Origin of the sequence: Pseudobacillus wudalianchiensis (genome assembly GCF_001685015.1) — a bacterium.
In the GTDB taxonomy this organism is placed as follows: Bacteria; Bacillota; Bacilli; order Bacillales; family Domibacillaceae; genus Pseudobacillus; species Pseudobacillus wudalianchiensis.
The window spans coordinates 62,785-87,508 of the sequence record NZ_MAYT01000023.1; the positions used below are offsets into that span (position 1 = coordinate 62,785).

Sequence of the window (24,724 nt, forward strand, 5' to 3'; positions counted from 1 at the left end):
AGGAGGCTTACCTTAAGCTATTTCTTCATGATTCTCTTGACGGTCTTTATTTTTGAGGCCATTATTATTTTCTCCCTGCACTTCTACTATACGGACAGCGTGGAGCAAACATTAAGTGATCAAGGCATCGTATTTTCCAACTTTTATGACGATTATTTAGAAAGTCATAAGCTAGAAGATCATGCTCAAGAAATGCTTGACACGTATAACTTTCTTGTGAGTACAAGAACCCAAATCATTGGGCTGAACGGTCAAGTCCTGGCCGATAACTATGAACCCTCAGCCCAATGGATTCAGGATCCAGATGTCACAGCGGCGAAGAATGGACAAATTGGAGTATGGAAGACAAAACAAAATAAAGAAGCGATCATGTCTGTTTCGCAGCCGCTTAAAAAAAATGGACAAGCCGTCGGTATCATCAGGTTCACAACATCCTTAGAGCCTATGAAACACATCTTTTATAAAAACGTAGGCTTTCTTTCTCTTATCGGTGCCGTCGTTGTAGCGGTCTCTGCGGGGATTAGCTATTTTTTAGCAGGCTCTATTAAACGGCCGATCACGGAAATCACGTTAGCGGCTGAACAGATGGCGAGCGGTCGATTTTCCACAAGGGTTCATAAAAGGCAGGATGATGAAATCGGCAAGTTAGCCGATACACTAAATTACATGGCGAGCGAAGTAGAAAGACACGAACAGTTGAAAAATGAATTTATTGCTTCGATTTCACATGAGCTGCGTACTCCCCTGACTTCGATTAAAGGATGGGCGGTGACGCTCCAGGAGATCACAGATGATATAACAACAAAAGAAGGTCTTGAAATCATTTCAGCTGAGAGCGACCGGCTCACTCATCTCGTCGGCGATTTATTAGATTTATCCAGCCTGACATCAGGAAAAATCAAACTGACGATCGAACAAGCTTCTCTCGTTGACATTTGCCGGCAAGTGGTCCAACAAATGCAGCCTCGTGGAGAACGGCAGATGATCCAGCTGCAGCTTACTTATGAATCTTCTATTCCAAATAGTTCTCTAGATAAAAATCGAATGAAGCAAGTGCTGATCAACCTATTAGACAATTCATTTAAATTCACACCGCAAGGAGGAACGATCTCTGTTCACATCGGAATAGAGGATCAAAACATTAAAATCAGTGTTTCTGATACAGGATCGGGAATTTCTGCAGAAGAATTGGAATGGGTAAAAGATAAATTTTATAAAGGGCATTCAAAATCAGCTGGCAGCGGTCTCGGTTTAGCTATTTGCCAGGAAATTCTTCACTTACACGGCGGAGAAATAGAAATTGAAAGCAGACAAGTACAAGGAACGACAGTCCATTTGTTTCTTCCCTTGTAACGATTACGTAACTATTTTTAACCTTTTTATAACTATTTTTTCCTTTTTATGCGCTATAGTAAGAACATAAAGAAGCACCAAAAAAAGGAGGTGAGTGCCATTGATTATAAAAAAATAGCAAGCCTGTTCGTTCTCGCGGCTCTTCTTCTAAGCGGATGCAATCTCTTGCCTGATCCGGCCAGCCTGATTCAGGCACCGCAAGTTGCTAAAGCAGCAGAAGCTAATGAAAAAAATTTCTTTTCAATTGTAAAGCCCTTTTTACCCTCTGGAGCCGTTATTGTTACACCAACGGAGCCCGTGGGAAGCAAAGCGATTCAAACAATTGATATTGACAGAGACGGGACAGATGAGCTATTTGTTTTTTATAAATCAAAGTCCTCTCTTCCTTACTTGCTAGTGTTGCAGAAAAAGAATCATCGTTGGGAAAAGTTATGGGAAAAGAAAGGAAACGGCTATACGGTCAGCTGGGCCGCCGCCGCTGATGTAAATGGAGACGGGCAGGCTGAGCTGCTGGCAGGCTGGAAGATCGGTGAGTCAGCAGGAAACATTTTAGAAGTATACTCTTTTAAAAAGAAGGCTTTTTATAAAATGGGTTCCCTCAATTTCCATGAGCTCGATTTAATTACAACCAATGAACAGCATAAAAATAAAATTTATCTCGCTCTTTGGCAAAGACAAATGGCTGATATCTACCAAGTCACCATCCAAAGATGGCATCAGTCACACTTTGCGCCTGACAGCTCCATTGATCAGGAATACTTTCCGAGAGTGGCAGCTTACTATCAAGAGCGGGCTACAGAAGTTCCCAATGCTGCTTATTACTGGTTTTATTTAGCCGACTCTTTATTAAAATCAGGCAAAAGCCCTGAAGCCTTAAAAGCTATTAATAAAGGAATTGAAGCTCAGCCTGTTGAGCCAAGAATTGAGCATTTTGAAAAGCTCAAAAAAGAGATTGAGGAAAGCATCAAGAACAAACAAGAGCCTGCTTTCGAGTACTACAACAAAGCATTAGATTTTTCATTAAGCATCCCGCAAAAGCTTGAAGGAAAGATCGTTGCCGACGAGAATGAGGGGCTGACAGCGGAAAAACAAGTCAACATTTATGCTACTGCCGATCATATCCAGAAAGGTTTGCTATTTGCGATCGAAGTGTATCCGAAGGAAACCTGGCTGGGCTTAGGAAAAGATGCTCCTTTAATGAAACTGGCAGAGAAAGATGGCTTAGTCTATGCAGCAAGATTAACGAATGAACATCCTTTTTCCTCACAGCCGGATAGCACTTCTTATCAAGTCTACAATGAGTGTCTGGCTTATATGGATGAAATGATACAAAGCTTTGCTTTCGGCAAACAGGAAAAAGAGCTATCAAGCTTAAAAGAAGAAATGGTTAGAAAAAGCATGCAAGAGGCCAAGCGAAAATATTGGTATGTTATGGCTGGTGGAGAACCTGAAGCTTCTGAGGAACCAATCTATTCCTTCACCTATCATAACACTGATTATCGTTATTTAGGAAAAGATCTTGATACACAAAAAAAGCTTTTCTCCTACCTCGAAACTGATTTCACTTCAGAGGCGGTCAGCCAAATGATTGAGCGAGCCAGAATTGTTGAATATCACGGACGACTCGCTCAGCCAAACGCAGATAGCGGATCTTTAGCTAACTATAGTAAAGCGAGAATACAGTTAACAAAAGAATCAGAGACCGAGAAGGAATATGACGCCTATGTGCCTATAGGAGAAGGCCCAAACGTTGAAGTTGTTCATATTGTCTATAAAAAAACAAATAGTGGCTGGAAAATTCATACGGAGCCACAATTATTTTAAAATGGAGGAATTACAATGAAAAAGAAATTAATGGGATTAGGATTAGCAGCAATGATGGTATGCTCTGCAGGGACTTCTGTATTGGCGAAAGCTCCTGCTGCTCCGGTAAAACAAACAGCTCCACAACTTACGCCAGAGCAACAAATTAAAAACATTACAGATTATGCTCTCAAGCTCAAAGGTGTACCTTTTAAAGTTGGCGGAACGACTATTAAAGGATTTGATGCTTCTGGATATGTTCAACACGTATTTGGAAAATATGGCGTAAAGCTGCCACGCAACTCAGCCGAAATTTATAAAAAAGGTGTACCGGTTGCTAAAGATAAACTTAAAAAAGGCGACTTGGTTTTCTATAATACAACAGGCAAAAAAGGCAATACAGTCAGCTTTGTAGCGATCTATTTAGATAAAAACCAAATGATCGGCGTCTCTACAAAAAGCGGTGTCACGATTATTGATATGAACAATAACTATTGGAAAACAAAATTTGTAGGTGCGAAAAGAATCGTCAAGTAATTTAAAAAGCGCAGCAATCTGCTGCGCTTTTTGTATTATTCTGCCGGTACATTAACCGGCCCTTTTTTTCTAGCAAATAGGTAACCGCCAAGAGCAATAGCGACAAGCACAATCCAGAATGTTAATTTCCATGGTGTCGATTCAGGGAAATGCTCATCCAGAATATGAACTTTCGGGTGCGATAAAGTAAATACCGCTAATTTAACACCAACCCAACCGACAATCAGGAAGGCGGCTGTTTCTAAAGTTGGATAGCTTTGCAGCAATTTAACGAACCAAGTAGCAGCAAAACGCATGATGACAACACCAATTAATCCACCAAGGAACATAACGAGAAACTGGCCAGCGTCAATACCGCCGATATGGAACCAGCCGCTTGGCTGCAATGTAACCGCTAAAGCGACAGCTGCAAGCATCGAATCAATAGCAAAAGCGATATCCGCTATTTCTACCTTTAATACAGTCACCCAGAAAGAAGAGCCTTTCGATTCTTTGACTTCATGCTCCTCTACTCCATCATTTCCTTTATTCTTCCATGTTTTGTAAAGATGGTTAAACGAGATGAAGAATAAGTAAAGAGCGCCAATCGCTTGGACCTGCCACACTTTCACTAAAAACGTAATAAGGAACAAAGCGATAAAACGGAAAATAAAGGCCCCAAGCAATCCATAAAATAAAGCTTTCTTTTGTTGTTCTTTTGGCAAGTGCTTCACCATCACTGCCATAACGACGGCATTGTCAGCGGCAAGAATGCCCTCAAGTGCAATTAGCACGAGCAGCACCCAGCCATACTCTAGTAACATTGCTGCATCCATAAGTAAATCCCCTCCTGTAATCCTTTAGTATTTTTCTCCAAACTTACCAAATTTAAACAACAAAAAAGACCTCTGCCTATAATAGGCAAAGGTCTTGCTGGACATGCTTACACTCATGTCAACAAAGCCGATGGATACGATCCATGAATTGACGACTTTGTTTTAGGTAAAATACCTAACGCTACTCCCCTTTGACTTTCGTCATTGAAGATTCTGTTGTTTGTATCTTTAGTATAAATCTTCCTGCCCAGCTTGTAAACAATTTTTATCTACTTATTTACCTTTTTATTTATCTTTCGTGTCTCTTTATCAAAGAAGCTGTAGACGACAGGAATGACAAACAGCGTTAGAAACGTACTTGACAGCAGCCCGCCGATCACGGTGATCCCCATCGGCTGGTTAATTTCTGTTCCACCGCCAATACCGGCTGCGAGCGGTACGAGACCAAGAATGGTCGTTAAAGCGGTCATTAAAATGGGGCGAGCCCTGTCTTTAGCTGATTCGATGATCGCCTCATAACTGCTTAGACCGCTCCGTTTTCTTTGGATAATGTAATCCACGATCACGATCGCATTATTCACAACAATACCAGCAAGGATAAGGATACCGATTACAGCCGGTATGCTAATAGGCGTTCTCGTAATCGTCAGTGCAATTGCGACGCCGACGACCATCAATGGAACGGTGAACATAATGACAAATGGATATTTAAACGATTCATATTGAGCAGCCATCACAATATAAATCAAGACGATAGCCAAAACGAGCGCCAACATCATATCATCAATAGAGCTTTCCAGCAATTCCCGGTCGCCGCCAAACGTGATGGTCGTTTCCTCAGGCAAGTCGAGCGCAGCAAGCTTTTCATCTACCTTGTCAGAAACGGCTCCTAAATTCGTGTCGGATAGGTATTTTGTTGAGAACTGGACAGCTTCCTGTTGATTAATACGCTGAATAATGATCGGTCCTTGTTTCACTTCAATATCTGCCAATTGCTCAAGTGGATAAAAGTTGCCGGCCGGCGTTTTTATAAGTAATTTCTTTAATGCTTCTATCTTTTTTGTTACTCGTTCATCATAACGGACAACAACAGTTTGGACGGCTGAATTTTGACTAATAATTTGGGTAGCAGGCACCCCTCTTGTTGCATCGTTCACAATAGAAGCTACCTGCGCTGGAGCAAGACCGGCCGCGAGTGCTTGATCTCGTTTTACCTTTATTTGTACTTCTTTTACCGTTTCCTCTCTATTCGTTGACACCTCTGTTATTTCATCTATATCCTTAACTGCTTTCTCGACCTCTTGAACGATTTTATCCAAGCGTTCCGGATTAGCATCCCGTACGTTAAACGTTAACGTTTGTGGACTGGATCCAGAAGCTGACTGCATATTGAAGGTGACTTCCGCCGTAGGATTCACCTGATGGGCTGCCTTTTCGACATCCGGCTTTACATCATCAACAAACGCAAAGACAGAACGATTTCTCTTTTCAAGCGGCTTCAGCTTTACATATAACTCTGCTTTATTAGACGACCCGGTGCCTCTAAACGAATCTTCTTGAGTCGAACCGACAAGACTGACATATACATCTACGTCTTTTTCCTTTCTAAGCTCTTTCTCTACTGCTTTTACGACTTTATTCGTTTCCTTTAAAGAAGTACCGTGCTCGACGTCCAATCTAATGTTAAAAAAACCTTCATCGGTTGCTGGCAGAAATTGAGATCCAACCGTTGTCAATCCCCATCCCCCAGCAATCAGCATAACAAGGGATACGACAATAACGAGCGGCCGGTGATGCAATGACCAGCGGATCGCTGATTCATAACGCTGAGCAATCTTTGATTCTTTCTTTGCATGTCTTTGAGATTCAGGGAGTTTCAGCCAGCGGCTTGCCATCATCGGAATAACAGTTAAAGCAACGATTAAAGAAGCCGCGAGACTAAAAGAAATCGTTAAAGCGAATTCTTTAAATATTTGTCCGAGAATCCCCGAAATGAAGACAACCGGCAAAAAGACGGCTACTGTCGTTAAGGTGGAAGCGGTGATGGCTGCTCCTACTTCCTTGGCACCGTCTCGGGCTGCCTGCCGGGAATCTTTTCCCATCGATAAGTGACGGTAAATATTTTCAATGACGACGATCGCATTATCTACAAGCATTCCGATCCCTAATGCCAGCGCTCCGAGCGTCATAATATTTAAGTTAAAGTCAGCGAAATACATTAGTACAAACGTGACAATGACCGAATAAGGAATGGCGACCCCAATAATAAGAGGGCTTTTTACATTCCTTAAAAAGGCAAATAACACAAGCATCGCTAACAATCCGCCAAGAAGGAGCGAGCTGCCGATATTTCCAATCGCAAGACGAACGTAGTCCCCTTGGTCAAACAGAATATCTGACTGGATACTCTCATAGCGCTTTTCTTTCATCAATTCATCTAACTTCTTTTGAAACTGCTTGGACACTTCCGCGGTATTAGCATCCGCCTGCTGTAAGACACTCAAGAGAACAGCTGGACGCTCATTAGCCCTTGTTAAACTGCCGGTGTCTTTTCTTTTCGACTCCACTGCAGCTACATCGCCAATGATAATTTCTTCTCCGGTAAGCGGATTAACCGTCACTACTAGTTTCTTCACATTCTCTATACTTGTCAGCTGACTGACAATTCTCGTCGTTAAGGACATGCCGTCCGATTCAACAGGGCTTCCCGGAAGCGAAATATTGTTAGCCTGGACCAGTTGTACAATATCTGACTGGGCTAAGTTATACTGCTCCATCTTTTTCTCGTCAAGCTGAATCACAATTTCTTCTTCCAGCGTGCCGGAAACATTTACACTGGCGACTCCTTCTACCGTCATAAGATCTTTTTCTAATTGATCGGCTAACTTTTGTAATTCGCCTTCATTTTTAACAGACTGCAAAGACAATTGAATAATGGGGAATTGGGACGGATCAAACTTCAGAAATTGCGGCTTGCGTACATCCTTCGGAAGAGGTGTTTGATCAATTCGCTGGAGAACATCTGATTGAATATCATCAATTTTGGTACTCCAGGAAAATTCCATCAAAATGAAATTAGAGCCTTCCCTTGTTGTTGATGTAATATTTTTGATTCCTGGAAGCGTAGATAAACTTTCTTCTAGAGGTTTTGTTACTTTTTCAACGATCTCAACCGGACTAGCCCCTTCGTAAGAAGTGACAACAACAGCAACCGGGGGATTAATATCCGGTATCAATTTTAGCGGTATTTTTAATAAAGAGACCACACCGAGAATAATAACTAAAAACATCACCACTGTTGTAAAAACAGGCCTCTTAATAGAAAAGTTACTGATTCTCAAAATAAATCTCCTTTCACGGTTTTCTTCGCTTTGTTTACAGCTACCCTTTTAACTATAATGCACCGCTATGCGCTGTTCAACTTTAAACGGCAGAAAAAGGATTCCCTTCAAAGATCATAAAAAACTGCACCCAACTGTTGTGTCGGGTGCAGTTCATTCCATTGCATGCTCTTTTCCATAAAACTATTCTTTTTTCGTTAATGTCCACCCTGTTACTCCATATAAAATGGTGAGCAGCGGGCTTAGCAAACAGAAAAAGGCAAATGGCACATAAGCGATCGTGGCCACGCCAAGCATTTTTGTGATAAATACACCGCATACTCCCCAAGGAACGAGCGGGTTAATCACTGTACCAGCATCTTCTAGTGTTCTAGATAAATTTTTTCGAGCTAACCCGACTTTTTCAAACTGCCGCTGAAAAGCCTCTCCTGTCAGCAAGATCGATAAGTACTGTTCACCAATAACAAAATTAATGCCAATGGCGGAGAGGGCGGCGGCGGCTACAGTGCTGGCGACTTTTCTTAAATAATGTTCAATCGCTTCAAAAAGACGGGGCACGATACCAAGGGAGAATAGCAATCCACCGAGACCCAAAGATAACAAAACGAGTGAAACAGTAAACATCATGCTGTCCATTCCGCCCCTTGTGAGCAAAGCATCAACATCTGCGTTGCCTGTCTTAGAAACAAAGCCGGAAAACAAGATATTCCATATTTCAGCGAGCGTTCTATCAGAATGAAAAAAGGACAAAAGAACACCAAAGGCTGAACTTAAGGCAAGTGTCACAATCGGCGATACCTTCTTTATAGATAAGAAGAAAAGCAGCACGAGCGGCAGCCATGCATCCCAGTGAATTAAGTTCATTTCACTTAATGCGGCTTTAATCGCTTCTACTTTTGGAAACTGTGTCTGTTCAACTTCTGGCGAAACAATCCCGAATAAGACGAGCGTAATCAGAAAAGCCGGAACGGTTGTCCAACACATATTTCGAATATGTGTAAATAAATCAACGCCCACGATCGAAGCCGCCAGATTTGTTGTGTCTGACAACGGGGACATTTTATCACCGAAGAAAGCTCCAGACACAATCGCTCCGGCTGTAATAGCAGCTGAAGCGTCCACTGCCTGGCTTACCCCGATAAAAGCCACCCCTATCGTCGCCACCGTTGTTAAAGAGCTTCCAATCCCAAGTCCAACAATAGCCGTCACGATAAAAACAATGCTATAAAAAAAATTCGGTGTGACGAGACTGAAAGCAGTATAAATCATTGTAGGAATGGTTCCCGATATGATCCAGCTGCTAATCAATACGCCAATAAGAAAAAAGATGAAAACAGCCCCCATCCCACTTTTTGCCCCTTCAATCATTCCCTCTTCCATTGTCTTTAACGGAATTTTTTTCAGAGCACCGAATGATAACAGAACAAATATAGACAGCAAAATAGGAATATGGGGCACCGATTCGAGCTTTACAATTGAGAAGCTAATCAAGGCCACAATAACAGCTGTTAAAAAGAGTGCCGCTGGCAAAGAAGGCCTCACTCTTGGTTGAATCTTAAACATTATGTCCACCTCAATGTTGTCACTAACTTTTTTGCTTGAACGCTTTTATGCGTTGAAGTAACACTATTCATTATTAACGACGATGATTTTACTGTCAATCATTTTTTTAACATAACAACTTTTAGAAAAAACCAGTCTGTCCTAAAGACAAACTGGTTTTTAATAAAACGTTATAATTAATATGATTTTTCATCTAGTGGATGATAAAGTTTAATGTGTTCATTCTTATCCTGGAACCAGCGGAGCGCAAAGTCATTTTCAAATAAAAAGACGAGCTTTCCGTGCCGGTCTTTCACGAGCAAGCTGCGCGAGCTTGACAGGCTTTCCTTAACGTCCTCTTCATTCTCAATCCAACGGGCAATTTTAGAGCCCATCGGCTCCATAACGACTTCAGAATTATATTCACCTTTCATCCGATGTTCAAATACTTCAAACTGCAGCTGGCCAACTGCGCCGAGAATATAATTTTCCGTATGCAGCGTCTTGTATAGTTGGATGGCTCCCTCTTGCACTAATTGTTCAATTCCTTTATGAAAGCTTTTTTGCTTCATCACATTTTTAGCGCTCACTTTAACGAACAGCTCAGGGGCGAATTGCGGAAGCTTTTCATATTGAAAAAGTGGTTTTCCGCCTACAAGCGTGTCGCCAATCTGATAATTTCCTGTATCGTATAAACCAATGATGTCCCCACTAACCGCTTCATTTACCGTGCTGCGGTCGTCTGCTAAAAACTGTGTTGATTGAGATACTTTTGATGTTTTGCCCGTTCTTGTCAGCGTGACGCTCATGCCCCGTTCAAATTTTCCAGAGCAAATCCTGAAGAAGGCAATCCGGTCACGGTGAGCAGGATTCATGTTCGCTTGGATCTTAAAGATAAATCCAGAAAATTGTTCATTAACAGGATCAATTTCTCCTTGATCCGACTGTCGCGGCTGAGGAGGAGGAGCAAATTGCAAATACGTCTCTAAAAACGTCTGAACACCGAAGTTTGTCAACGCACTTCCAAAGAAGACAGGGGTCAACTCCCCTTCCGCAATTCTCTCTTTAGAAAATTCATTGCCTGCTTCCTCTAGCAGCATGATTTCCTCAAGCATCTGATCATACAAAGCAGATTTTTTAATCTCATGATTAACCGCTAATTCTCCCTCTTCATTAAGCGGAAGAAAGCGGTCTTCTTCTTTTTCCGTACGGAACTGTTCGATCCGTTCATTAAAACGGTCATAAATACCGAAAAACTCTTTTCCCATCCCAATCGGCCAGTTCATCGGATAAGATTCAATACCGAGCACTTCTTCAAGCTCAGCTAATAACTCAAGCGGCGGCTTTGCTTGACGGTCTAATTTATTAATAAACGTAAAAATCGGGATTCCTCGCATTTTACATACTTTAAATAATTTCTTTGTCTGTGCCTCGATCCCTTTTGCCGCATCAATGATCATGACGGCACTGTCTACCGCCATTAATGTCCGGTACGTATCTTCACTGAAATCCTCATGCCCTGGTGTGTCAAGGATATTAACGTGACAATCATGATAATGGAATTGCATAACAGAAGAGGTAACCGAAATCCCCCGTTGTTTTTCAATTTCCATCCAGTCTGATGTAGCGAACTTGCCAGTTTTTTTCCCTTTTACTGTACCCGCATCACGAATTGCTCCTCCGAATAGGAGAAGCTTCTCCGTTAATGTTGTTTTCCCCGCATCCGGGTGGGAGATAATTGCAAATGTTCTCCTGGAGAGAACCTCTTCTTTTAATGAAGCCATATGGCAGCCAATCCTTTCAAAAATAAAATCCGTTCGCCTGTCGTTTCACTTCCTCCAAGAAATTAATATAACGGAAAAAGTGCTATACGTCCATTACATTTCACATGTCCACTGATAGATACGATGAGCCATTTCAGAGGCAGCTTGTTCGTCCAAAGCTGTTCCATTCAAAGAAGCAGCCAGACGATCGATCAGCTTTTCTCCTGTCTCCTCATAAGTAAAAGAATTGGACCATTCAATAGAAGGAACTGCGACTACAAATGTTTCCTCCTTTTTATTTTCATAAATAAATACTTTGGTTTCCTCACCATCTGAATAGCTTTTTCTGATTTTCATGTTTAACCACCCTCAAGTAAGACTCTGCCCTATAGATTATATATAAGAAACTTAATGTTTTGACGGGCAAGTAAATTGCTGTTCATTCATTATTTCATTATAAACTATACACTTGCAGGGCTGACAAGAAAAGATGGCGGAAAAATAAATGATCCTCATGGTATTTTTTGGCATCCGTATTTCCTTCCAAAATGATCCGATCTGTATGATATACTCGGGTATACGAAAGAAATGAAAGAATACAGGTGTTTTTATGCATATTTTCCGACTTCCCGGCAGCCGGATCATTAAAACAGGGGCAGCTGTTTTCATTACTGCTCTCTTATGCGAAGCACTCGGCTGGCCGCCCGTTTTTGCCGTTATTACGGCAATCGTCACGATTGAGCCAACAGCAGCTGCTTCGATTCAAAAAGGCTTGATTCGCTTTCCCGCTTCTATTATTGGAGCCGGTTACGCTATGTTATTTACATACTTATTCGGGCATAGCGCTCTCACCTTTACATTAGCAGCCGTATTAACCATTTTTACGTGTTCAAAACTAAAACTGGACGCTGGTCTGCTTGTCGCTACCTTGTCAGCCATTGCAATGATTGAAGTAACAGAGGCCCACTTTGCCCATGCTTTCTTCACAAGATTAGGCACAACAAGTATTGGTCTGATCGTTTCTACGCTCGTAAATTTATTGATCATGCCGCCTAATTATTCAACAGAAATTGCAAAAAAGGTGGATATGCTCCATACGAGAACAGCACAGCTTTTAATAGATGTAACTCGTGCTCTTTTAGAGGAAAAAAGTGCCGATCAATTTAAGTTCATCTATCAGTCGGATCAGCATTTATTCGAAAAAGCAGAAACACTGTGCCACTTTCAAAGAGAAGAGTGGCGCTATCATCGTTTCACGCAGGAAGACAGGCGTAACGTTCATTTTAACTTCAAAAAACTGGAAACATTACAGCAAATTCATTTTCATCTGGGGAACATGATCTCTTTGGAGCCTGATCCTCTCTTTTGGAGTCCAGAGCAAAGAGATCGTATTCGACAATCTATACGGATGTTAGCTTCTTTTATTGAACATCCTGATAAAAAGGCGGACACCTCTTTACATGAAAGCATGAACCCTATTATGGAAGAATTTTGGTATGCGAAGGCAGAGGCAGGTATGGAATCCGGGGAAATGAACCGGCTTTTTTCTATTGAAATTTCTCTTCTTTATGAATGGCTCTCGATTTTTGAATTGGCAGAAGAATTACAATCTCATTCTACTTTCTTGCAAAAGCAGTCATCTCCTCCGTTATACGATTATAGAAAATAAATCCGTTGTTTCTTCCCACTTTGTGAAATAATAAACCATTTTTGGAAAAGTTTTTTATTTTTTTAGTTGACTTTCTGTGTTTTATATGCATCTATTCGGGAATAAATAAACCAAGCACGGAATAATAAAAAAAGTAAGGAGGAAACAAAATGGGCTTTATAATGTTTTTAATCGTTGGAGGAATTATCGGCTGGTTAGCCGGTCTAATCTTAGGTAAGGATATTCCTGGAGGTATTATTGGTAATATTATTGCTGGTATTATCGGTGCTTGGATCGGTGGTGCGCTTCTTGGCGATTGGGGTCCAGATATCGGCGGTATGGCGATTATCCCAGCGTTAATTGGTGCAATCATCCTTGTGTTTATTGTTAGCTTTATTATGAGAAGTATGAGCCGCGACCGTGCTTAATAATGTTAATAAAGTAAGGAGGAAACAAAATGGGCTTTATAATGTTTTTAATCGTTGGAGGAATTATCGGCTGGTTAGCTGGTCTAATCTTAGGTAAGGATATTCCTGGAGGTATTATTGGTAATATTATTGCTGGTATTATCGGTGCTTGGATCGGTGGTGCGCTTCTTGGCGATTGGGGTCCAGATATCGGCGGTATGGCGATTATCCCAGCGTTAATTGGTGCAATCATCCTTGTGTTTATTGTTAGCTTTATTATGAGAAGTATGAGCCGCGACCGTGCTTAATAATGTTAATAAAGTAAGGAGGAAACAAAATGGGCTTTATAATGTTTTTAATCGTTGGAGGAATTATCGGCTGGTTAGCTGGTCTAATCTTAGGTAAGGATATTCCTGGAGGTATTATTGGTAATATTATTGCTGGTATTATCGGTGCTTGGATCGGTGGTGCACTTCTTGGCGACTGGGGTCCAGATATCGGCGGTATGGCGATTATCCCAGCATTAATCGGTGCGATTATCCTTGTGTTTGTTGTTAGCTTTATTATGAGAAGTATGAGCCGTGACCGTGCTTAATGATTATAATAGAAAAAACCGGAAAGCCGATGCTTTCCGGTTTTTTCTATTATAACGAAACAGGTGATTCCACGGCTTTAAAGGCTTCTTCGAAATCAGCGATTAAATCTTCCACCGATTCCAAACCGACTGACAGCCTTAACAAGCCATCCGTAATTCCTCTTTTATATCGCTCTTCTCTTGGCATAGCCGCATGGGACATTTTTGCCGGATAAGATAAGATTGACTCTACCGCCCCGAGGCTCACCGCAAACACCGGGATTTTCACATGATTAACAAACTTCCGTACAGCCTCTTCGTCCTTTAATTCAAAGGAAAGGACAGCTCCCGGTCCAGTGGATTGATAGGAATGAACAACATGCCCTTCATGATCAGACAATCCAGGGTAATACACTTTTTCTACTAGCTCATGCTGTTGTAAAAATTCGGCCAAGACTTGTGCTGATTTAGAAGATTGCTCAAGACGCACGTGGAGAGTTTTTAATCCCCGAAGCACGAGCCAAGCATCTTGGACACCAAGTACAGCACCGAATGAGTTTTGCAAAGCGTACAAGCGGTCACCAAGCTCTTTATCCTTTGTGACGGCAAGCCCAGCTAGTACATCACTATGACCCGATAAGAACTTCGTCGCACTATGCAGAACAAGATCAACACCAAGATCAAGCGGACGCTGTAAAGCTGGTGTCAAAAATGTATTATCGACAAATGTCAGACAGTTGTTTGCTTTTGCCAATTTAACAATTCCTTTGATGTCCGTCACTTTTAACAAAGGGTTAGACGGTGTTTCCATGTAAATTAATTTTGTGTTTTCTTTTATATTGGAGGCGACTTCATGTAAATTGGTCATATCCACAAATGTATGGTCAATCCCAAAACGGTTGAGTACAGTTGTAACCATGCGATACGTACCGCCATACACATCCTCCGTAATCAATATATGATCTCCTTTAGAAAGCAAAAGGAAAGCGGTAGAAATCGCTGCCATGCCTGATGAAAAAGCAAATCCGCGCGTGCCGCCCTCTAGTTCAGCGATCGCTGTTTCCAGTGCTTCTCTTGTCGGGTTCCCAGAACGGCTGTAATCATAGCTGCCGAACCGATCGAAATCCTTTTGGTGAAAGGTAGAAGCATGCTGAATGGGTACACTAACCGCTCCCGTTCCTTCATCAAATTTATGGCTGTTGTGTAATAGTTTCGTTTGAAAAGAATACTGCTCACTCATCATCTTCACCCCTTCATTTTGTTAAACGCTTGTGTTAAATCAGCAATTAAATCCTCTGCATGTTCAATTCCTACTGAAAAACGAAGCAGCCGGTTACAGACACCGTTTTGAATCCGCACCTCTTCCGGGACATCCATGTGTGTCTGTGTCGCTGGATACGTAATAAAGCTCTCTACTCCACCGAGGCTTTCAGCAAACGTAATCAGATTCAAGCTTCTTAAAAAGTCATCCACCCACGCTTCCGACTCTAAGCGGAATGACAGCATTCCTCCTCGTCCTGGATAGAGAACATCTGTCACTTCCGGACAACATCGCAGAAATTCTGAGACCTGTTTTGCGTTCTGCTCGTGCTGCTTCATACGCAGGCTCAGTGTTTTCATACCGCGGATTAACAGCCAGGAATCAAGCGGTGCTAAAACAGCTCCAATAGCATTCTGCATTTCTCCTACCGACAAGGCCAGCTTTTCTCCTTTCACTGCAATCAAGCCGGCCAGCACATCATTGTGGCCGCCTAAATATTTCGTCGCACTGTGGATGACAATGTCAGCTCCTTGCGTTAACGGACGCTGCAAATATGGAGTGTAAAACGTATTATCCACAATGAGCAACAGCCCATGCTCTTTCGCTAATCCTGCCACTAACTCGATCTCTACCTCCTGCATGAGCGGATTAGTAGGTGTTTCAAGAAAGATGACTTTTGTCTTTTCTGTTATTTTCTTCCTCGCTTCGTTAATATCTTGAAAGCTGTCATAGACAAATGACAGTCCAAACTTTTTCCACCCTTTCTCAAATAAGCGATACGTCCCGCCATATAAATCGGCGGAAACAAGCCACTCATCCCCAGGTTCAGCCAATGCCAGCAGAGTTTGGATCGCCGCCATCCCCGATGAAAAAGCAAACCCAGCATCGCCGCCTTCCAAATCTGCAATGGCTTGCTCTACAATTTGCCGTGTTGGATTTCCTGTACGAATATAATCATAACCCGTTGAACGTCCAATTCCCTCATGACGGTAAGCTGTTGAAAAGTAAACGGGTGCATTGACTGTTCCTGTTGCTGTTTCACTGCGGTTTCCAATTTGTGCTAGCACTGTATCGATGTGTGTACGTGACATGTTCTTCTCTCCTTTATGTATGCCTAAAAATAAAAAGCCTTCTTAAGAAGAAGGCTTTTTAATATCTTCCTCTCATCTTTCGGGATGGATCCCGCTGGAATTAGCACCTTGACTTTACGCAGCCGGTTGCTGAAGCATCATCGGGCCAGTCCCTCCGCTTCTCTTGATAAGAACTTATAAAATTTTGACTTTTTTTAAATGTACAGTAAAAAGATCGAAATGACAAGAGTTTTTCTAATATTTTATTTTTTCGCAAATTGTTTATCGATCAATGCCGCGAAATCAGGCTGCTCTTTCAAGAATTTCAAGTCATAAGAAGAGTTAGCAAACTCTTGCACAACTTTTTCATTCACATCTGCTGTGTACGTAATTCTTTCCCATGCGCTATCGACAACGTCTTTTGCCAGTTCTTGCTTCGTATCCTTTTTAATCGCTGCAATCGTTAGCTTCTTCGCTTCTTCAGGATTGCTGTTAATAAAATCGATCGCTTTTTTATGAGCATCTACAATGTGCTGCACAAGCTCTGGATCCTCTTTAATTAATTTGCCGCTTGTCACAAGTACAGAGTTAGGCAGTGTTGTACCAAAAGAAATTTCGTCGCTATCTACAATAATTTTTGCTCCTTCTTCTTTCACGAGCAAAGAGCCCCAAGGTTCAGGAACAGCCGCAAGATCGACTTTACCTGATTCAAATAAACCGGCATATTGAGCTGGTTTTCCAGTCGTGTGCTTTAAGCTGCCGCCAATGCGATTTGATTCAAGCCCAAAATCTTTTATAAATGTTTCCATTTGCACGTCATGTGTACAACCAACACCAGGAGTGATAAATGTTTTACCGGCAAAGTCTTTAACTGAATTAATGCCGCTGTCTTTACGAGCAACGATGACCGTACCGCCTGAAGAGCTGCCAGCCACAATTTTCACGTCAGCTCCATTCGTAAAGTTATTCATAACCGGACCAGGCCCAACAAGCCCTGCCTGAACGTCTCCTGTTTTCAATGCCACCATAAAGGCTCCGCCATCTGGAAAAGATTTATATTCAACATCCACGTCTTTGCCAAGCGCTTCTTCGTAGTACCCTTTTTCTCTGGCGATCATAGCCGGTACATGGTCAAGGTTTGGAAAATAACCGATGACCACTTTCTTTTTGCCTTCTGATTTTCCCTCTTCTGCCGAGTTGCAGCCGGCTAATACGCCAACTAGCAAAAGCATAATGAAGCCAATATAGCCAAGCTTCTTCTTCATGTTGTTTCCCCCATTAACTAAAGATATTAATTTGTTTCAAGTCCCCAGCGCCGCATAACATTTTTCTCCACTCTTTGGAAAAATGCATAATCGACGATGCTTCCAATGACGCCAATTAAAATCATGACAGCGATCACGAGGCTCATGTCCCCGAAGTCAGAGGCATACTTTAACGTATAGCCTAGTCCTGGCCCTGTACTTAAAATTTCAGCAGCCATCAACGCCCGCCACGCAAATGCCCAGGCCAGCCTTATTCCAGTGACAGCATAAGGAATAGACGCCGGGAAGATCACTCTCATGAACAAGTCAATTCCGCGTGATCCCATCGTCTGCGCCGCCCGAATATAAAGCGGAGCTACACTCTTAATGCCCATTCGCATATTGATCGTCATCACGAGTGTACCGCCAAGAACGACAATGAAAATAACTGATTTTTCATTTAAGCCAAACCACATAATAGCAAGCGGCAGCCATACGATGCTCGGTACGCTTTGGAGAGCCAAAATAAGTGAACCAAGTGTTTCATCGGCGGTTTTTGATTTAGCTAATAAAATGCCGATGCCAATTCCCAATACGAGAGAAATAAGCAGCCCGACAAATAGACGCTCAAAGCTTGCTATTAAGTCATAAATTAATGTTTTGTCTTCAAATCCGCGAACGAGTGCCTGCCAAACATCTGTCGGCTTTGGCATGACATCCGGCGTCCAGCCGCCTGCCCGCACGATTCCTTCCCAAGCAATTAATAAAACGATAAAGAAAACAAGTTGTTTAATGATTCGCTGCATAGGCTAGTTCCTCTTTTACTACTTTGTCAATTTCATTTTTCAATAGCAAGCTGATTTTCTTTTCAAGCTGGATCACTTCTTTTTGATCAAACCTTCTCGGTCTTGGGATATCTACTGGAATATCCGCAATGGTTGTTCCTGGCTGTGTACCCATGACGATGATTCGGTCTGATAACTTAATAGACTCCGAGATGCTATGAGTAACAAATAAAATCGTTTTTCGTGTCTCAATCCAAATTTTTTCAAGCTCTGCATGCATGCGCGCCCGTGTCTGCTCATCTAATGCACCAAATGGTTCATCCATTAACAGTACCTTTGGGTTCATTGCCAGCGCTCTGGCAATGGCTACACGCTGCTGCATTCCTCCTGACAGCTCATGAGGATAATGGCCGGCGTAATGAGAAAGCTGCACCATTTGTAAAAATTTACGCGCCGTTTCTTTCGCCTCTTTTTTGCTCATTTCCTTTTTTAAAGGAAACATGACATTTTCTTCGACGTTCAGCCATGGGAATAAGGCGGCTTGTTGAAACACCATCCCCCGGTCTTTCCCCGGCTTTTTAATTGCTTTCCCTTCGAGCTTAATTTCACCGGAAGTCGCTTCACTTAAGCCCGCTACCATCGATAACAACGTTGACTTCCCACAGCCTGAAGGACCAAGTATCGAGACGAACTCCCCTTCATCTATCGTAGTGTTTACATCAACCAGTACATCATTAACTACTTTATTATTAACAAACTGCTTATTAATACCATCTATGTGTAAAAACATAAGATCACCGTCTTTTTAAATTAATCATATTTAACTAATCGGATTTATTTGTATTATATACTGTATGCATAGAAAGTCAATTGTTTACTAAAAATTTTTTACATTTAATTAAATTTTCTGATTTTTCCGTTGATTATCCTTTCGGGATGTTATAGAATAAAACACATTACTTCTTGAAACGAACTGAAAAACATCACGGCTTATTAATTAAGGAGAAGAGGAGATTATGAGAAATTTAAAAGAAGAAGCACTAGAAATTCATCGAAGCCATCAGGGAAAGCTGGAAACGAAGGCTAAATTAAACGTTAAAAATTTAAAGGATTTGAGCCTCGTTTATTCCCCTGGAGTCGCCGAGCCCTGTCTTGCCATTCAAACTAACAGCGAAACAATTTACGATTACACAATGAAAGCGAACACTGTTGCTGTAATTTCTGACGGTACTTCTGTATTGGGGCTTGGAGATATCGGAGCAGATGCTTCTTTGCCAGTTATGGAAGGAAAAGCCATTCTTCTAAAAAACTTTGCTGGTGTGGATGCCTTTCCTCTGTGCCTTGACACGCGCGACCCTGAAGAGTTCATTAAGGCAGTGAAGCTGCTCACCTCATCTTTTGGCGGAATTAACCTTGAAGATATAAAAGCACCTAACTGCTTTTTCATTGAACAGCGCTTGAAAGAAGAGTTGAACATTCCTGTGTTTCATGACGATCAGCACGGTACGGCCATTGTTACACTCGCTGGCTTGATTAATTCACTTAAACTCATTAACAAGTCTTTTAATGAGATTAAAGTGGTTATTAATGGAGCAGGCGCAGCTGGGATTGCTATTACCAAGCTGTTAAACAATTTCGGGGTAAAAGAAATCATCATGTGTGATACGAAAGGAGCCATTTATAAAGGACGCCCGTACGGAATGAATCCAATCAAAGAAGACGTAGCCGCCTTTACGAATCCTGACCGGACAGAGGGTACTTTAGAGGAAGTAGTGAAAAACAGTGATGTCTTTATCGGCGTTTCTGCCCCAGGAGTATTAACTCCTGACATGATTCGTACGATGAAAAGAGATCCAATTGTCTTTGCGATGGCGAATCCGAACCCAGAGATTACACCTGATGAAGCGAAGGCAGCGGGTGTAAAAGTGATTGGTACAGGCCGGTCAGACTTTCCGAATCAAGTAAACAATGTCCTTGCCTTCCCAGGCATTTTCAGAGGAGCACTTGATACGCGTGCCTCCGACATTAATGAAGAGATGAAAGTAGCGGCAGCCTATGCTATTGCCTCACTTATTTCTGACAATGAGTTGGCAGCAGATTATATTATTCCATCTGCTTTTGATGCCCGTGTTGCTCCTGAAGTAGCAGCGGCTGTGGCACGTGCCGCGATCGAATCAGGCGTTGCCCGCAAAAATATTGATATTGATTCCTTACGCACGAAAACGTATCAGCTTTCTGCTATTCAAGTTCAGCCAGCTGAAGTTGTTTTTTAATGGAACAAAGAAGCAGCCACAGTTCTGTTAGGTACAGAGCGCGGGCTGCTTCTTTTTTATCAATTTGCTGGCGGGCCAAACTTCCCTTCTTGATAATCCTGAAAAGCCTGACGAATTTCTTCGCGGGAATTCATCACGAATGGCCCATGTGCTACAATAGGATCACCATGTGCCTGACCAGAATAAAGAAGGACTCTCGTTCGCTCTAAAGCTTCTATTCGAAAAGCTGTTCCTTTTGTTAAATTAGCTGCTTGTCCTTGTTTGAGAATCACTTTTGTTTCGCCAAATGATGCCTGTCCCCCCAGCACGTATAGGAAAGCCGTGTCTTCATTCGGCAGCTCATGGGTATACGTTTCATTGGCGGGGAGGTTGATTTCCACCATAGAAAAAGGAACGAGCGGCTTCATTGGGCCTCCTTCTCCAGAAAAAAGACGAACAGCGGCAGATCCTATCTTTTTTACTGGCACGTCTTCTGCATAAATATCCTGATAGAATGGTTTCGACTCTTTCAGTTCAGCCGGCAAGTTCAGCCACAATTGCAGGGAATGAACAATATCGTCACCGACCGCTTCTTCAGCGTGCCGTGCTCCGGCCCCTGCATTCATATATTGAACATCACCCGGTCCAAGGATGCCTCTTCCACCTTTGTTATCAATATGTTCTAGCCGGCCATCGATCACATATGTCACCGTTTGAAACCCTTTATGTGGATGATCAGAGAATGTTCCTCTCTTAAACCAATCTTCAGCCAGCATAATAAAAGGATCCATTTCATACATTTTATCCGGCGGCAGAACGAAGGCCTGTTGAATATGCGGAAACCCTCTTTCGTTAAACTTTACCTTCCATGATTCAAATATATTGCGCATTGTATGCTCCTCCCTTCCTTTCTTTTAATATAAGGAGTTTGCTGGACTACCTTAAATAGTCGGCAATCAATCCTGCCAGCGTGTCCCCGCCATCCATTGCTTGAACAACCGCCTCTATGATCGCCACGCGAGGCTCTAGGCTGCCTATTTCATTTTGTACAAAAGTCAGCAGTTCACTTTGTTTCGGGGCAGCTTCCTTTTGCATCGAGCTGATTTGCTTCATAATGGCTCTCTTCTTTTTTTCCTTAGAAAGCGTGGATTCAGGAAACCATTTCTCAATGAAATGGATGCCAATCAAAATATCTTCATTCCTTTGCACGTCTTCTATTACTGTATCCATCCGACGCAATCCATAAGCGATAATCTCCCTGAGATCAATTAACTCATTCTTCGTGACCATCGATAAATGAATAATCTGCTGGATCATTCCTAAAAAAACAAGTGTAAGATCTAGAGAATACGGCTTCACTGCCTCACCGTAAAGCTCAATTACACGGCCTTGCATCCACTTCAATTCTTCTAAATAATGGCGCTTCACAAATTGTTTTAGCTCTTCCTCTTGAGAAGCGAACACCCCTTGATATAGGGCAAATAAATTATTCCGCTTATTTACTTCCATCGTAACAGCAAGTTGATCGCTGAACCCTTTACAGTCTGACACCGGCCGCCCCGCAAGTATGGCCATCCGGCGCTTTCTTATTTCGATTTTAATATTTTCAAAAATATCAATTAACAACTCACTTTTAGAAGTGAAATAATTGTAAAAAGTACCCTTGGATATATGACTTTCATCTAAAATGTCTTGAATAGAAGTAGCATTAAACCCTTTTTCTACAAAAAGTGCGTGAGCCGCTATCATAACTTGACGCTTACGATCATTCATTTCATCACCTGAATTTCTTTAGTTGTACTACCTGTATAATTCCATCGTATCTTATATGAATAAAAGAATCAAACCCTCTAATAAAGCAATATTTTTTATTGATTTTTTTGGACTATCGGTATATGATTGAAATCTGTTAGAACTATAGTTCAAAAATTATACACCTTGTATGGGAGGAAAATGTATGAATACACAAGGAGCCGTGGAAAAGCCTCCGTATGGCGTGATTGCCATTTTGTTTGTTGGTGCGTTCGTCTCTATTTTAAACGAGACTCTTTTGAACGTCGCGCTTCCATCTATTATGAAGGAGTTTGATGCATCAGCCTCAGCTGTTCAATGGCTGTCAACCGGTTACATGCTAGTGAACGGTGTCCTCATTCCAGCCAGTGCTTTTTTTGTTCAAAAATTTACAAATAGAAAACTCTTCATTTTAGCGATGAGCTTGTTTACAGTTGGAACCGTGCTTGCCTCTTTTGCTCCTTCGCTCGGCGTATTACTTGCCGCTAGAATGATTCAAGCATCGGGATCTGCCATCATGATGCCATTGTTAATGAATGTTATGCTGTTTAGTTTCCCTGTTGAACGCCGCGGAGCCGCTATGGGACTATTCGGACTTGTGATGATTACAGCACCAGCTATCGGCCCTACCTTGTCAGGCTGGCTGATTGAACACTATTCATGGCGCACCTTGTTTGATGTTGTCATCCCAATCGCAGCCATCACCCTATTGTTTTCTATCTTTAAATTGAAAAATGTTACTCCCCAGCGAAACATTAAACTTGATATTCTTTCATTAATTTTATCAAGTATTGGCTTTGGCGGACTATTGTATGGCTTTAGCTCCGCCGGGGAAAAAGGATGGGACTCTGTCTATGTTGACATTCCTATTGCTGTCGGTCTTATCGGCTTATTGCTGTTCATCTTCCGTCAGCTTCGCCTAGATGAACCGCTTTTGGAGTTTCGAATTTATCGCTATCCTATGTTTGCCCTTTCTTCAGCGATATCGGTCGTGCTATCCATGGCGATGTTCTCGGCCATGCTGTTAATGCCTATTTATGTACAGACATTGCGTGGAATCTCTCCGCTTCACTCTGGCATGCTTATGCTGCCGGGGGCGCTTGTGATGGGACTCATGTCTCCTATTACCGGTAAACTTTTTGATAAGTTTGGTGCGCGTATCTTAGCGGTATCCGGACTCATTGTCACAATTTACACCACTCACTTGTTCAGCAATCTAACTCTTGATACGTCCTATAGCTATTTAATGATACTCTACACGTTGCGGATGTTCGGTATGTCGATGGTAATGATGCCTGTCATGACGAATGGCTTAAATCAGCTTCCACAAAGTATGAATCCGCACGGCACAGCGATGAATAACACGCTTCAACAAGTTTCCGGTGCGGTAGGCTCCGCTTTTCTCGTCACACTGATGCAAAACCGAACGGAGTCAGAAGCTGAAAAGTTAGCTGAAGCAGCGATGAAAGAAATGCCTGCTGGGACCCAGCCAGATCCTGCTCAAATGGCTGAAATGAAAGCACACATTATGAATGAAGCGATGCTTCACGGCATTAACTTTTCTTTCACGATTTCCGTGTATATCGCTCTCGCGGCGCTCATTCTTGCCTTCTTTATGAAGCGTGTCAAACCAACAAAAGAGCCTCATAAAGAGCATTCTCTTGAAATGTAATAGAAACATAAAAAAGCATCCAGAAACCCTAACTTCTGGATGCTTTTTTATCGATTAATGTTAATAGCCAAGCCGTTTGGAAATCGCTTCTCCAGCCTGGATCATCCGCTTACTTAAAACTCCCAGTCTTTCATCTGTCATTCGCAGTGTCGGACCGGAAATACTGACAGCTGCTGCTACACTTCCTGTATGATCAAAAACAGGGGCTGCTATACAGCGAATGCCGATTTCATTCTCTTCCAGATCAAGCGCATATCCTCTTTCTTTCACCTTTGCCAGCTCATTTAAAAAAACTTCCTTTTCGACAATAGTGTGAGAAGTATGTGCCGGCAATCCTTTTCTCTCAATCGTAGACAGCACATCAGCCATTGGCAAATGAGAAAGGATAGCCTTGCCAACTGAAGTACAATGAACAGGTGCCCTCTTACCGACCTTAGAATGCATGCGTAGCGTTTCGTTACCATCCAGCTTCTCGATATATACCACTTCTCCCTGATCATATACAACTAGATGCACCACTTCATTTGTCTCCAGTTCAAGCTCCTTTAGTATAGGTTGTGCCTCAGCTCGGACATCAAGCGAGTCAAGCAATCTTGAACTGATATCAAGAAATTTATAACCAAGCCGGTATCTTCCGGTTTCCTCATTTTGTTCTATATAACCATACTGGCTTAAAGTCGCTAACGTACGAAAAACAGAGCTCTTATTAATATCGATTTGTTTGGAGATTTCTGTCACACCAAGCCCCTGTTTTGATCGACCTACAAGTTCGATAATATCAAGTGCCCGTGCAACCGACTTTACTACATTTTCTCTTTCCAATTGACAGGCTCCTTTCAATAAAAATAAAAAATGTTAATAACCCA

The 24,724-nt window shown here is 42.1% G+C and carries 22 protein-coding genes and 2 riboswitches; of the genes, 9 read left to right on the forward strand and 13 right to left on the reverse strand.

Annotated elements, in window-relative coordinates:
- Nucleotides 1–27 precede the first annotated feature (27 nt).
- The 3 genes from A8F95_RS10890 to A8F95_RS10900 all read left to right on the forward strand — a co-directional run bounded on the left by A8F95_RS10890 (nucleotide 28) and on the right by A8F95_RS10900 (nucleotide 3,693).
- Nucleotides 28–1,353: a sensor histidine kinase gene (locus tag A8F95_RS10890; protein ID WP_176713672.1), complete on the forward strand. Its 1,326-nt coding sequence runs from the start codon at nucleotides 28–30 to the stop codon at nucleotides 1,351–1,353.
- A gap of 90 nt (nucleotides 1,354–1,443) precedes the next feature.
- A complete protein-coding gene (locus A8F95_RS10895; RefSeq protein ID WP_176713673.1) occupies nucleotides 1,444–3,177 on the forward strand; it encodes a DL-endopeptidase inhibitor IseA family protein in 1,734 nt (577 codons plus the stop codon).
- A 15-nt stretch (nucleotides 3,178–3,192) separates the two neighbouring features.
- On the forward strand, nucleotides 3,193–3,693 hold the full coding sequence (locus A8F95_RS10900; RefSeq protein WP_065410535.1) for a C40 family peptidase: 501 nt from the start codon (nucleotides 3,193–3,195) through the stop codon (nucleotides 3,691–3,693).
- A gap of 35 nt (nucleotides 3,694–3,728) precedes the next feature.
- On the opposite strand, the gene A8F95_RS10905 is transcribed toward A8F95_RS10900, so the two are convergent.
- The 5 genes from A8F95_RS10905 to A8F95_RS10925 all read right to left on the reverse strand — a co-directional run bounded on the left by A8F95_RS10905 (nucleotide 3,729) and on the right by A8F95_RS10925 (nucleotide 11,511).
- Nucleotides 3,729–4,508, reverse strand: coding sequence for a TerC family protein (locus A8F95_RS10905; protein ID WP_065410536.1), 780 nt, complete (start codon nucleotides 4,506–4,508; stop codon nucleotides 3,729–3,731).
- A gap of 39 nt (nucleotides 4,509–4,547) precedes the next feature.
- Nucleotides 4,548–4,710: riboswitch (yybP-ykoY riboswitch) on the reverse strand.
- A gap of 67 nt (nucleotides 4,711–4,777) precedes the next feature.
- Nucleotides 4,778–7,849: an efflux RND transporter permease subunit gene (locus A8F95_RS10910; RefSeq protein WP_065410537.1), complete on the reverse strand. Its 3,072-nt coding sequence runs from the start codon at nucleotides 7,847–7,849 to the stop codon at nucleotides 4,778–4,780.
- 183 nt (nucleotides 7,850–8,032) lie between these two features.
- Nucleotides 8,033–9,412, reverse strand: coding sequence for a Na+/H+ antiporter NhaC (gene nhaC / locus A8F95_RS10915; protein ID WP_065410538.1), 1,380 nt, complete (start codon nucleotides 9,410–9,412; stop codon nucleotides 8,033–8,035).
- A 176-nt stretch (nucleotides 9,413–9,588) separates the two neighbouring features.
- Complete coding sequence (locus tag A8F95_RS10920; RefSeq protein ID WP_065410539.1) at nucleotides 9,589–11,175, reverse strand: peptide chain release factor 3; 1,587 nt, start codon at nucleotides 11,173–11,175, stop codon at nucleotides 9,589–9,591.
- 93 nt (nucleotides 11,176–11,268) lie between these two features.
- Nucleotides 11,269–11,511, reverse strand: a complete 243-nt coding sequence (locus A8F95_RS10925) for a YueH family protein (RefSeq protein ID WP_065410540.1) — start codon at nucleotides 11,509–11,511, stop codon at nucleotides 11,269–11,271.
- Nucleotides 11,512–11,764: 253 nt separating this feature from the next.
- Here A8F95_RS10925 and A8F95_RS10930 point away from each other — a divergent pair, with 253 nt between their 5' ends.
- The 4 genes from A8F95_RS10930 to A8F95_RS10945 all read left to right on the forward strand — a co-directional run bounded on the left by A8F95_RS10930 (nucleotide 11,765) and on the right by A8F95_RS10945 (nucleotide 13,804).
- Nucleotides 11,765–12,823: an FUSC family protein gene (locus tag A8F95_RS10930; RefSeq protein ID WP_065410541.1), complete on the forward strand. Its 1,059-nt coding sequence runs from the start codon at nucleotides 11,765–11,767 to the stop codon at nucleotides 12,821–12,823.
- Nucleotides 12,824–12,972: 149 nt separating this feature from the next.
- Entirely contained in the window at nucleotides 12,973–13,230 is a 258-nt protein-coding gene (locus A8F95_RS10935; RefSeq protein ID WP_049661203.1) for a GlsB/YeaQ/YmgE family stress response membrane protein, read from the forward strand.
- Between the two features lie 29 nt (nucleotides 13,231–13,259).
- Nucleotides 13,260–13,517, forward strand: coding sequence for a GlsB/YeaQ/YmgE family stress response membrane protein (locus tag A8F95_RS10940; RefSeq protein WP_049661203.1), 258 nt, complete (start codon nucleotides 13,260–13,262; stop codon nucleotides 13,515–13,517).
- A gap of 29 nt (nucleotides 13,518–13,546) precedes the next feature.
- A complete protein-coding gene (locus tag A8F95_RS10945) occupies nucleotides 13,547–13,804 on the forward strand; it encodes a GlsB/YeaQ/YmgE family stress response membrane protein (protein ID WP_049661200.1) in 258 nt (85 codons plus the stop codon).
- Between the two features lie 49 nt (nucleotides 13,805–13,853).
- Here A8F95_RS10945 and metC read toward each other — a convergent pair whose 3' ends face one another.
- From metC to A8F95_RS10970, 5 genes are all read right to left on the reverse strand, one after another.
- Entirely contained in the window at nucleotides 13,854–15,023 is a 1,170-nt protein-coding gene (metC, locus tag A8F95_RS10950; protein ID WP_065410897.1) for a cystathionine beta-lyase, read from the reverse strand.
- Between the two features lie 5 nt (nucleotides 15,024–15,028).
- On the reverse strand, nucleotides 15,029–16,135 hold the full coding sequence (locus A8F95_RS10955; RefSeq protein ID WP_065410542.1) for a methionine biosynthesis PLP-dependent protein: 1,107 nt from the start codon (nucleotides 16,133–16,135) through the stop codon (nucleotides 15,029–15,031).
- Between the two features lie 69 nt (nucleotides 16,136–16,204).
- Nucleotides 16,205–16,308: riboswitch (SAM riboswitch) on the reverse strand.
- Between the two features lie 69 nt (nucleotides 16,309–16,377).
- Nucleotides 16,378–17,379 carry an aliphatic sulfonate ABC transporter substrate-binding protein gene (locus A8F95_RS10960; protein WP_065410543.1) on the reverse strand — a complete coding sequence of 334 codons (1,002 nt, stop codon included), beginning with the start codon at nucleotides 17,377–17,379 and terminating at the stop codon, nucleotides 16,378–16,380.
- Nucleotides 17,380–17,405: 26 nt separating this feature from the next.
- Entirely contained in the window at nucleotides 17,406–18,164 is a 759-nt protein-coding gene (locus A8F95_RS10965) for an ABC transporter permease (RefSeq protein ID WP_049661189.1), read from the reverse strand.
- A complete protein-coding gene (locus A8F95_RS10970) occupies nucleotides 18,148–18,933 on the reverse strand; it encodes an ABC transporter ATP-binding protein (protein ID WP_065410544.1) in 786 nt (261 codons plus the stop codon). The genes A8F95_RS10965 and A8F95_RS10970 overlap by 17 nt, the downstream gene beginning before the upstream one ends.
- A 226-nt stretch (nucleotides 18,934–19,159) precedes the next feature.
- On the opposite strand from A8F95_RS10970, the gene A8F95_RS10975 reads away from it, so the two are divergent.
- The gene (locus A8F95_RS10975) at nucleotides 19,160–20,416 is read left to right on the forward strand and encodes an NAD(P)-dependent malic enzyme (protein WP_065410545.1); all 1,257 of its coding nucleotides are present in this window, start codon (nucleotides 19,160–19,162) and stop codon (nucleotides 20,414–20,416) included.
- A 59-nt stretch (nucleotides 20,417–20,475) separates the two neighbouring features.
- Here A8F95_RS10975 and A8F95_RS10980 read toward each other — a convergent pair whose 3' ends face one another.
- A complete protein-coding gene (locus tag A8F95_RS10980; protein ID WP_065410546.1) occupies nucleotides 20,476–21,285 on the reverse strand; it encodes a pirin family protein in 810 nt (269 codons plus the stop codon).
- Nucleotides 21,286–21,331: 46 nt separating this feature from the next.
- Nucleotides 21,332–22,168 carry a TetR/AcrR family transcriptional regulator gene (locus tag A8F95_RS10985; protein ID WP_065410547.1) on the reverse strand — a complete coding sequence of 279 codons (837 nt, stop codon included), beginning with the start codon at nucleotides 22,166–22,168 and terminating at the stop codon, nucleotides 21,332–21,334.
- Between the two features lie 184 nt (nucleotides 22,169–22,352).
- On the opposite strand from A8F95_RS10985, the gene A8F95_RS10990 reads away from it, so the two are divergent.
- Nucleotides 22,353–23,858 carry a DHA2 family efflux MFS transporter permease subunit gene (locus A8F95_RS10990; RefSeq protein ID WP_095407465.1) on the forward strand — a complete coding sequence of 502 codons (1,506 nt, stop codon included), beginning with the start codon at nucleotides 22,353–22,355 and terminating at the stop codon, nucleotides 23,856–23,858.
- Between the two features lie 60 nt (nucleotides 23,859–23,918).
- Here A8F95_RS10990 and A8F95_RS10995 read toward each other — a convergent pair whose 3' ends face one another.
- Entirely contained in the window at nucleotides 23,919–24,680 is a 762-nt protein-coding gene (locus A8F95_RS10995; protein ID WP_065410549.1) for an IclR family transcriptional regulator, read from the reverse strand.
- Nucleotides 24,681–24,724: the final 44 nt, after the last annotated feature.

What these genes read in the sequence shown, in the direction of transcription:
- A8F95_RS10970 (WP_065410544.1), bottom strand. Translation starts at nt 18,933, where the DNA reads ATGTTTTTACACATAGATGGTATTAATAAGCAGTTTGTTAATAATAAA.
- A8F95_RS10960 (WP_065410543.1), bottom strand. Translation starts at nt 17,379, where the DNA reads ATGAAGAAGAAGCTTGGCTATATTGGCTTCATTATGCTTTTGCTAGTT.
- A8F95_RS10925 (WP_065410540.1), bottom strand. Translation starts at nt 11,511, where the DNA reads ATGAAAATCAGAAAAAGCTATTCAGATGGTGAGGAAACCAAAGTATTT.
- A8F95_RS10985 (WP_065410547.1), bottom strand. Translation starts at nt 22,168, where the DNA reads ATGAATGATCGTAAGCGTCAAGTTATGATAGCGGCTCACGCACTTTTT.
- A8F95_RS10945 (WP_049661200.1), top strand. Translation starts at nt 13,547, where the DNA reads ATGGGCTTTATAATGTTTTTAATCGTTGGAGGAATTATCGGCTGGTTA.
- A8F95_RS10920 (WP_065410539.1), bottom strand. Translation starts at nt 11,175, where the DNA reads ATGGCTTCATTAAAAGAAGAGGTTCTCTCCAGGAGAACATTTGCAATT.
- A8F95_RS10955 (WP_065410542.1), bottom strand. Translation starts at nt 16,135, where the DNA reads ATGTCACGTACACACATCGATACAGTGCTAGCACAAATTGGAAACCGC.
- A8F95_RS10930 (WP_065410541.1), top strand. Translation starts at nt 11,765, where the DNA reads ATGCATATTTTCCGACTTCCCGGCAGCCGGATCATTAAAACAGGGGCA.
- A8F95_RS10940 (WP_049661203.1), top strand. Translation starts at nt 13,260, where the DNA reads ATGGGCTTTATAATGTTTTTAATCGTTGGAGGAATTATCGGCTGGTTA.
- A8F95_RS10935 (WP_049661203.1), top strand. Translation starts at nt 12,973, where the DNA reads ATGGGCTTTATAATGTTTTTAATCGTTGGAGGAATTATCGGCTGGTTA.
- nhaC (WP_065410538.1), bottom strand. Translation starts at nt 9,412, where the DNA reads ATGTTTAAGATTCAACCAAGAGTGAGGCCTTCTTTGCCAGCGGCACTC.
- A8F95_RS10905 (WP_065410536.1), bottom strand. Translation starts at nt 4,508, where the DNA reads ATGGATGCAGCAATGTTACTAGAGTATGGCTGGGTGCTGCTCGTGCTA.
- metC (WP_065410897.1), bottom strand. Translation starts at nt 15,023, where the DNA reads ATGAGTGAGCAGTATTCTTTTCAAACGAAACTATTACACAACAGCCAT.
- A8F95_RS10965 (WP_049661189.1), bottom strand. Translation starts at nt 18,164, where the DNA reads ATGCAGCGAATCATTAAACAACTTGTTTTCTTTATCGTTTTATTAATT.
- A8F95_RS10890 (WP_176713672.1), top strand. Translation starts at nt 28, where the DNA reads ATGATTCTCTTGACGGTCTTTATTTTTGAGGCCATTATTATTTTCTCC.
- A8F95_RS10990 (WP_095407465.1), top strand. Translation starts at nt 22,353, where the DNA reads ATGAATACACAAGGAGCCGTGGAAAAGCCTCCGTATGGCGTGATTGCC.
- A8F95_RS10900 (WP_065410535.1), top strand. Translation starts at nt 3,193, where the DNA reads ATGAAAAAGAAATTAATGGGATTAGGATTAGCAGCAATGATGGTATGC.
- A8F95_RS10975 (WP_065410545.1), top strand. Translation starts at nt 19,160, where the DNA reads ATGAGAAATTTAAAAGAAGAAGCACTAGAAATTCATCGAAGCCATCAG.
- A8F95_RS10980 (WP_065410546.1), bottom strand. Translation starts at nt 21,285, where the DNA reads ATGCGCAATATATTTGAATCATGGAAGGTAAAGTTTAACGAAAGAGGG.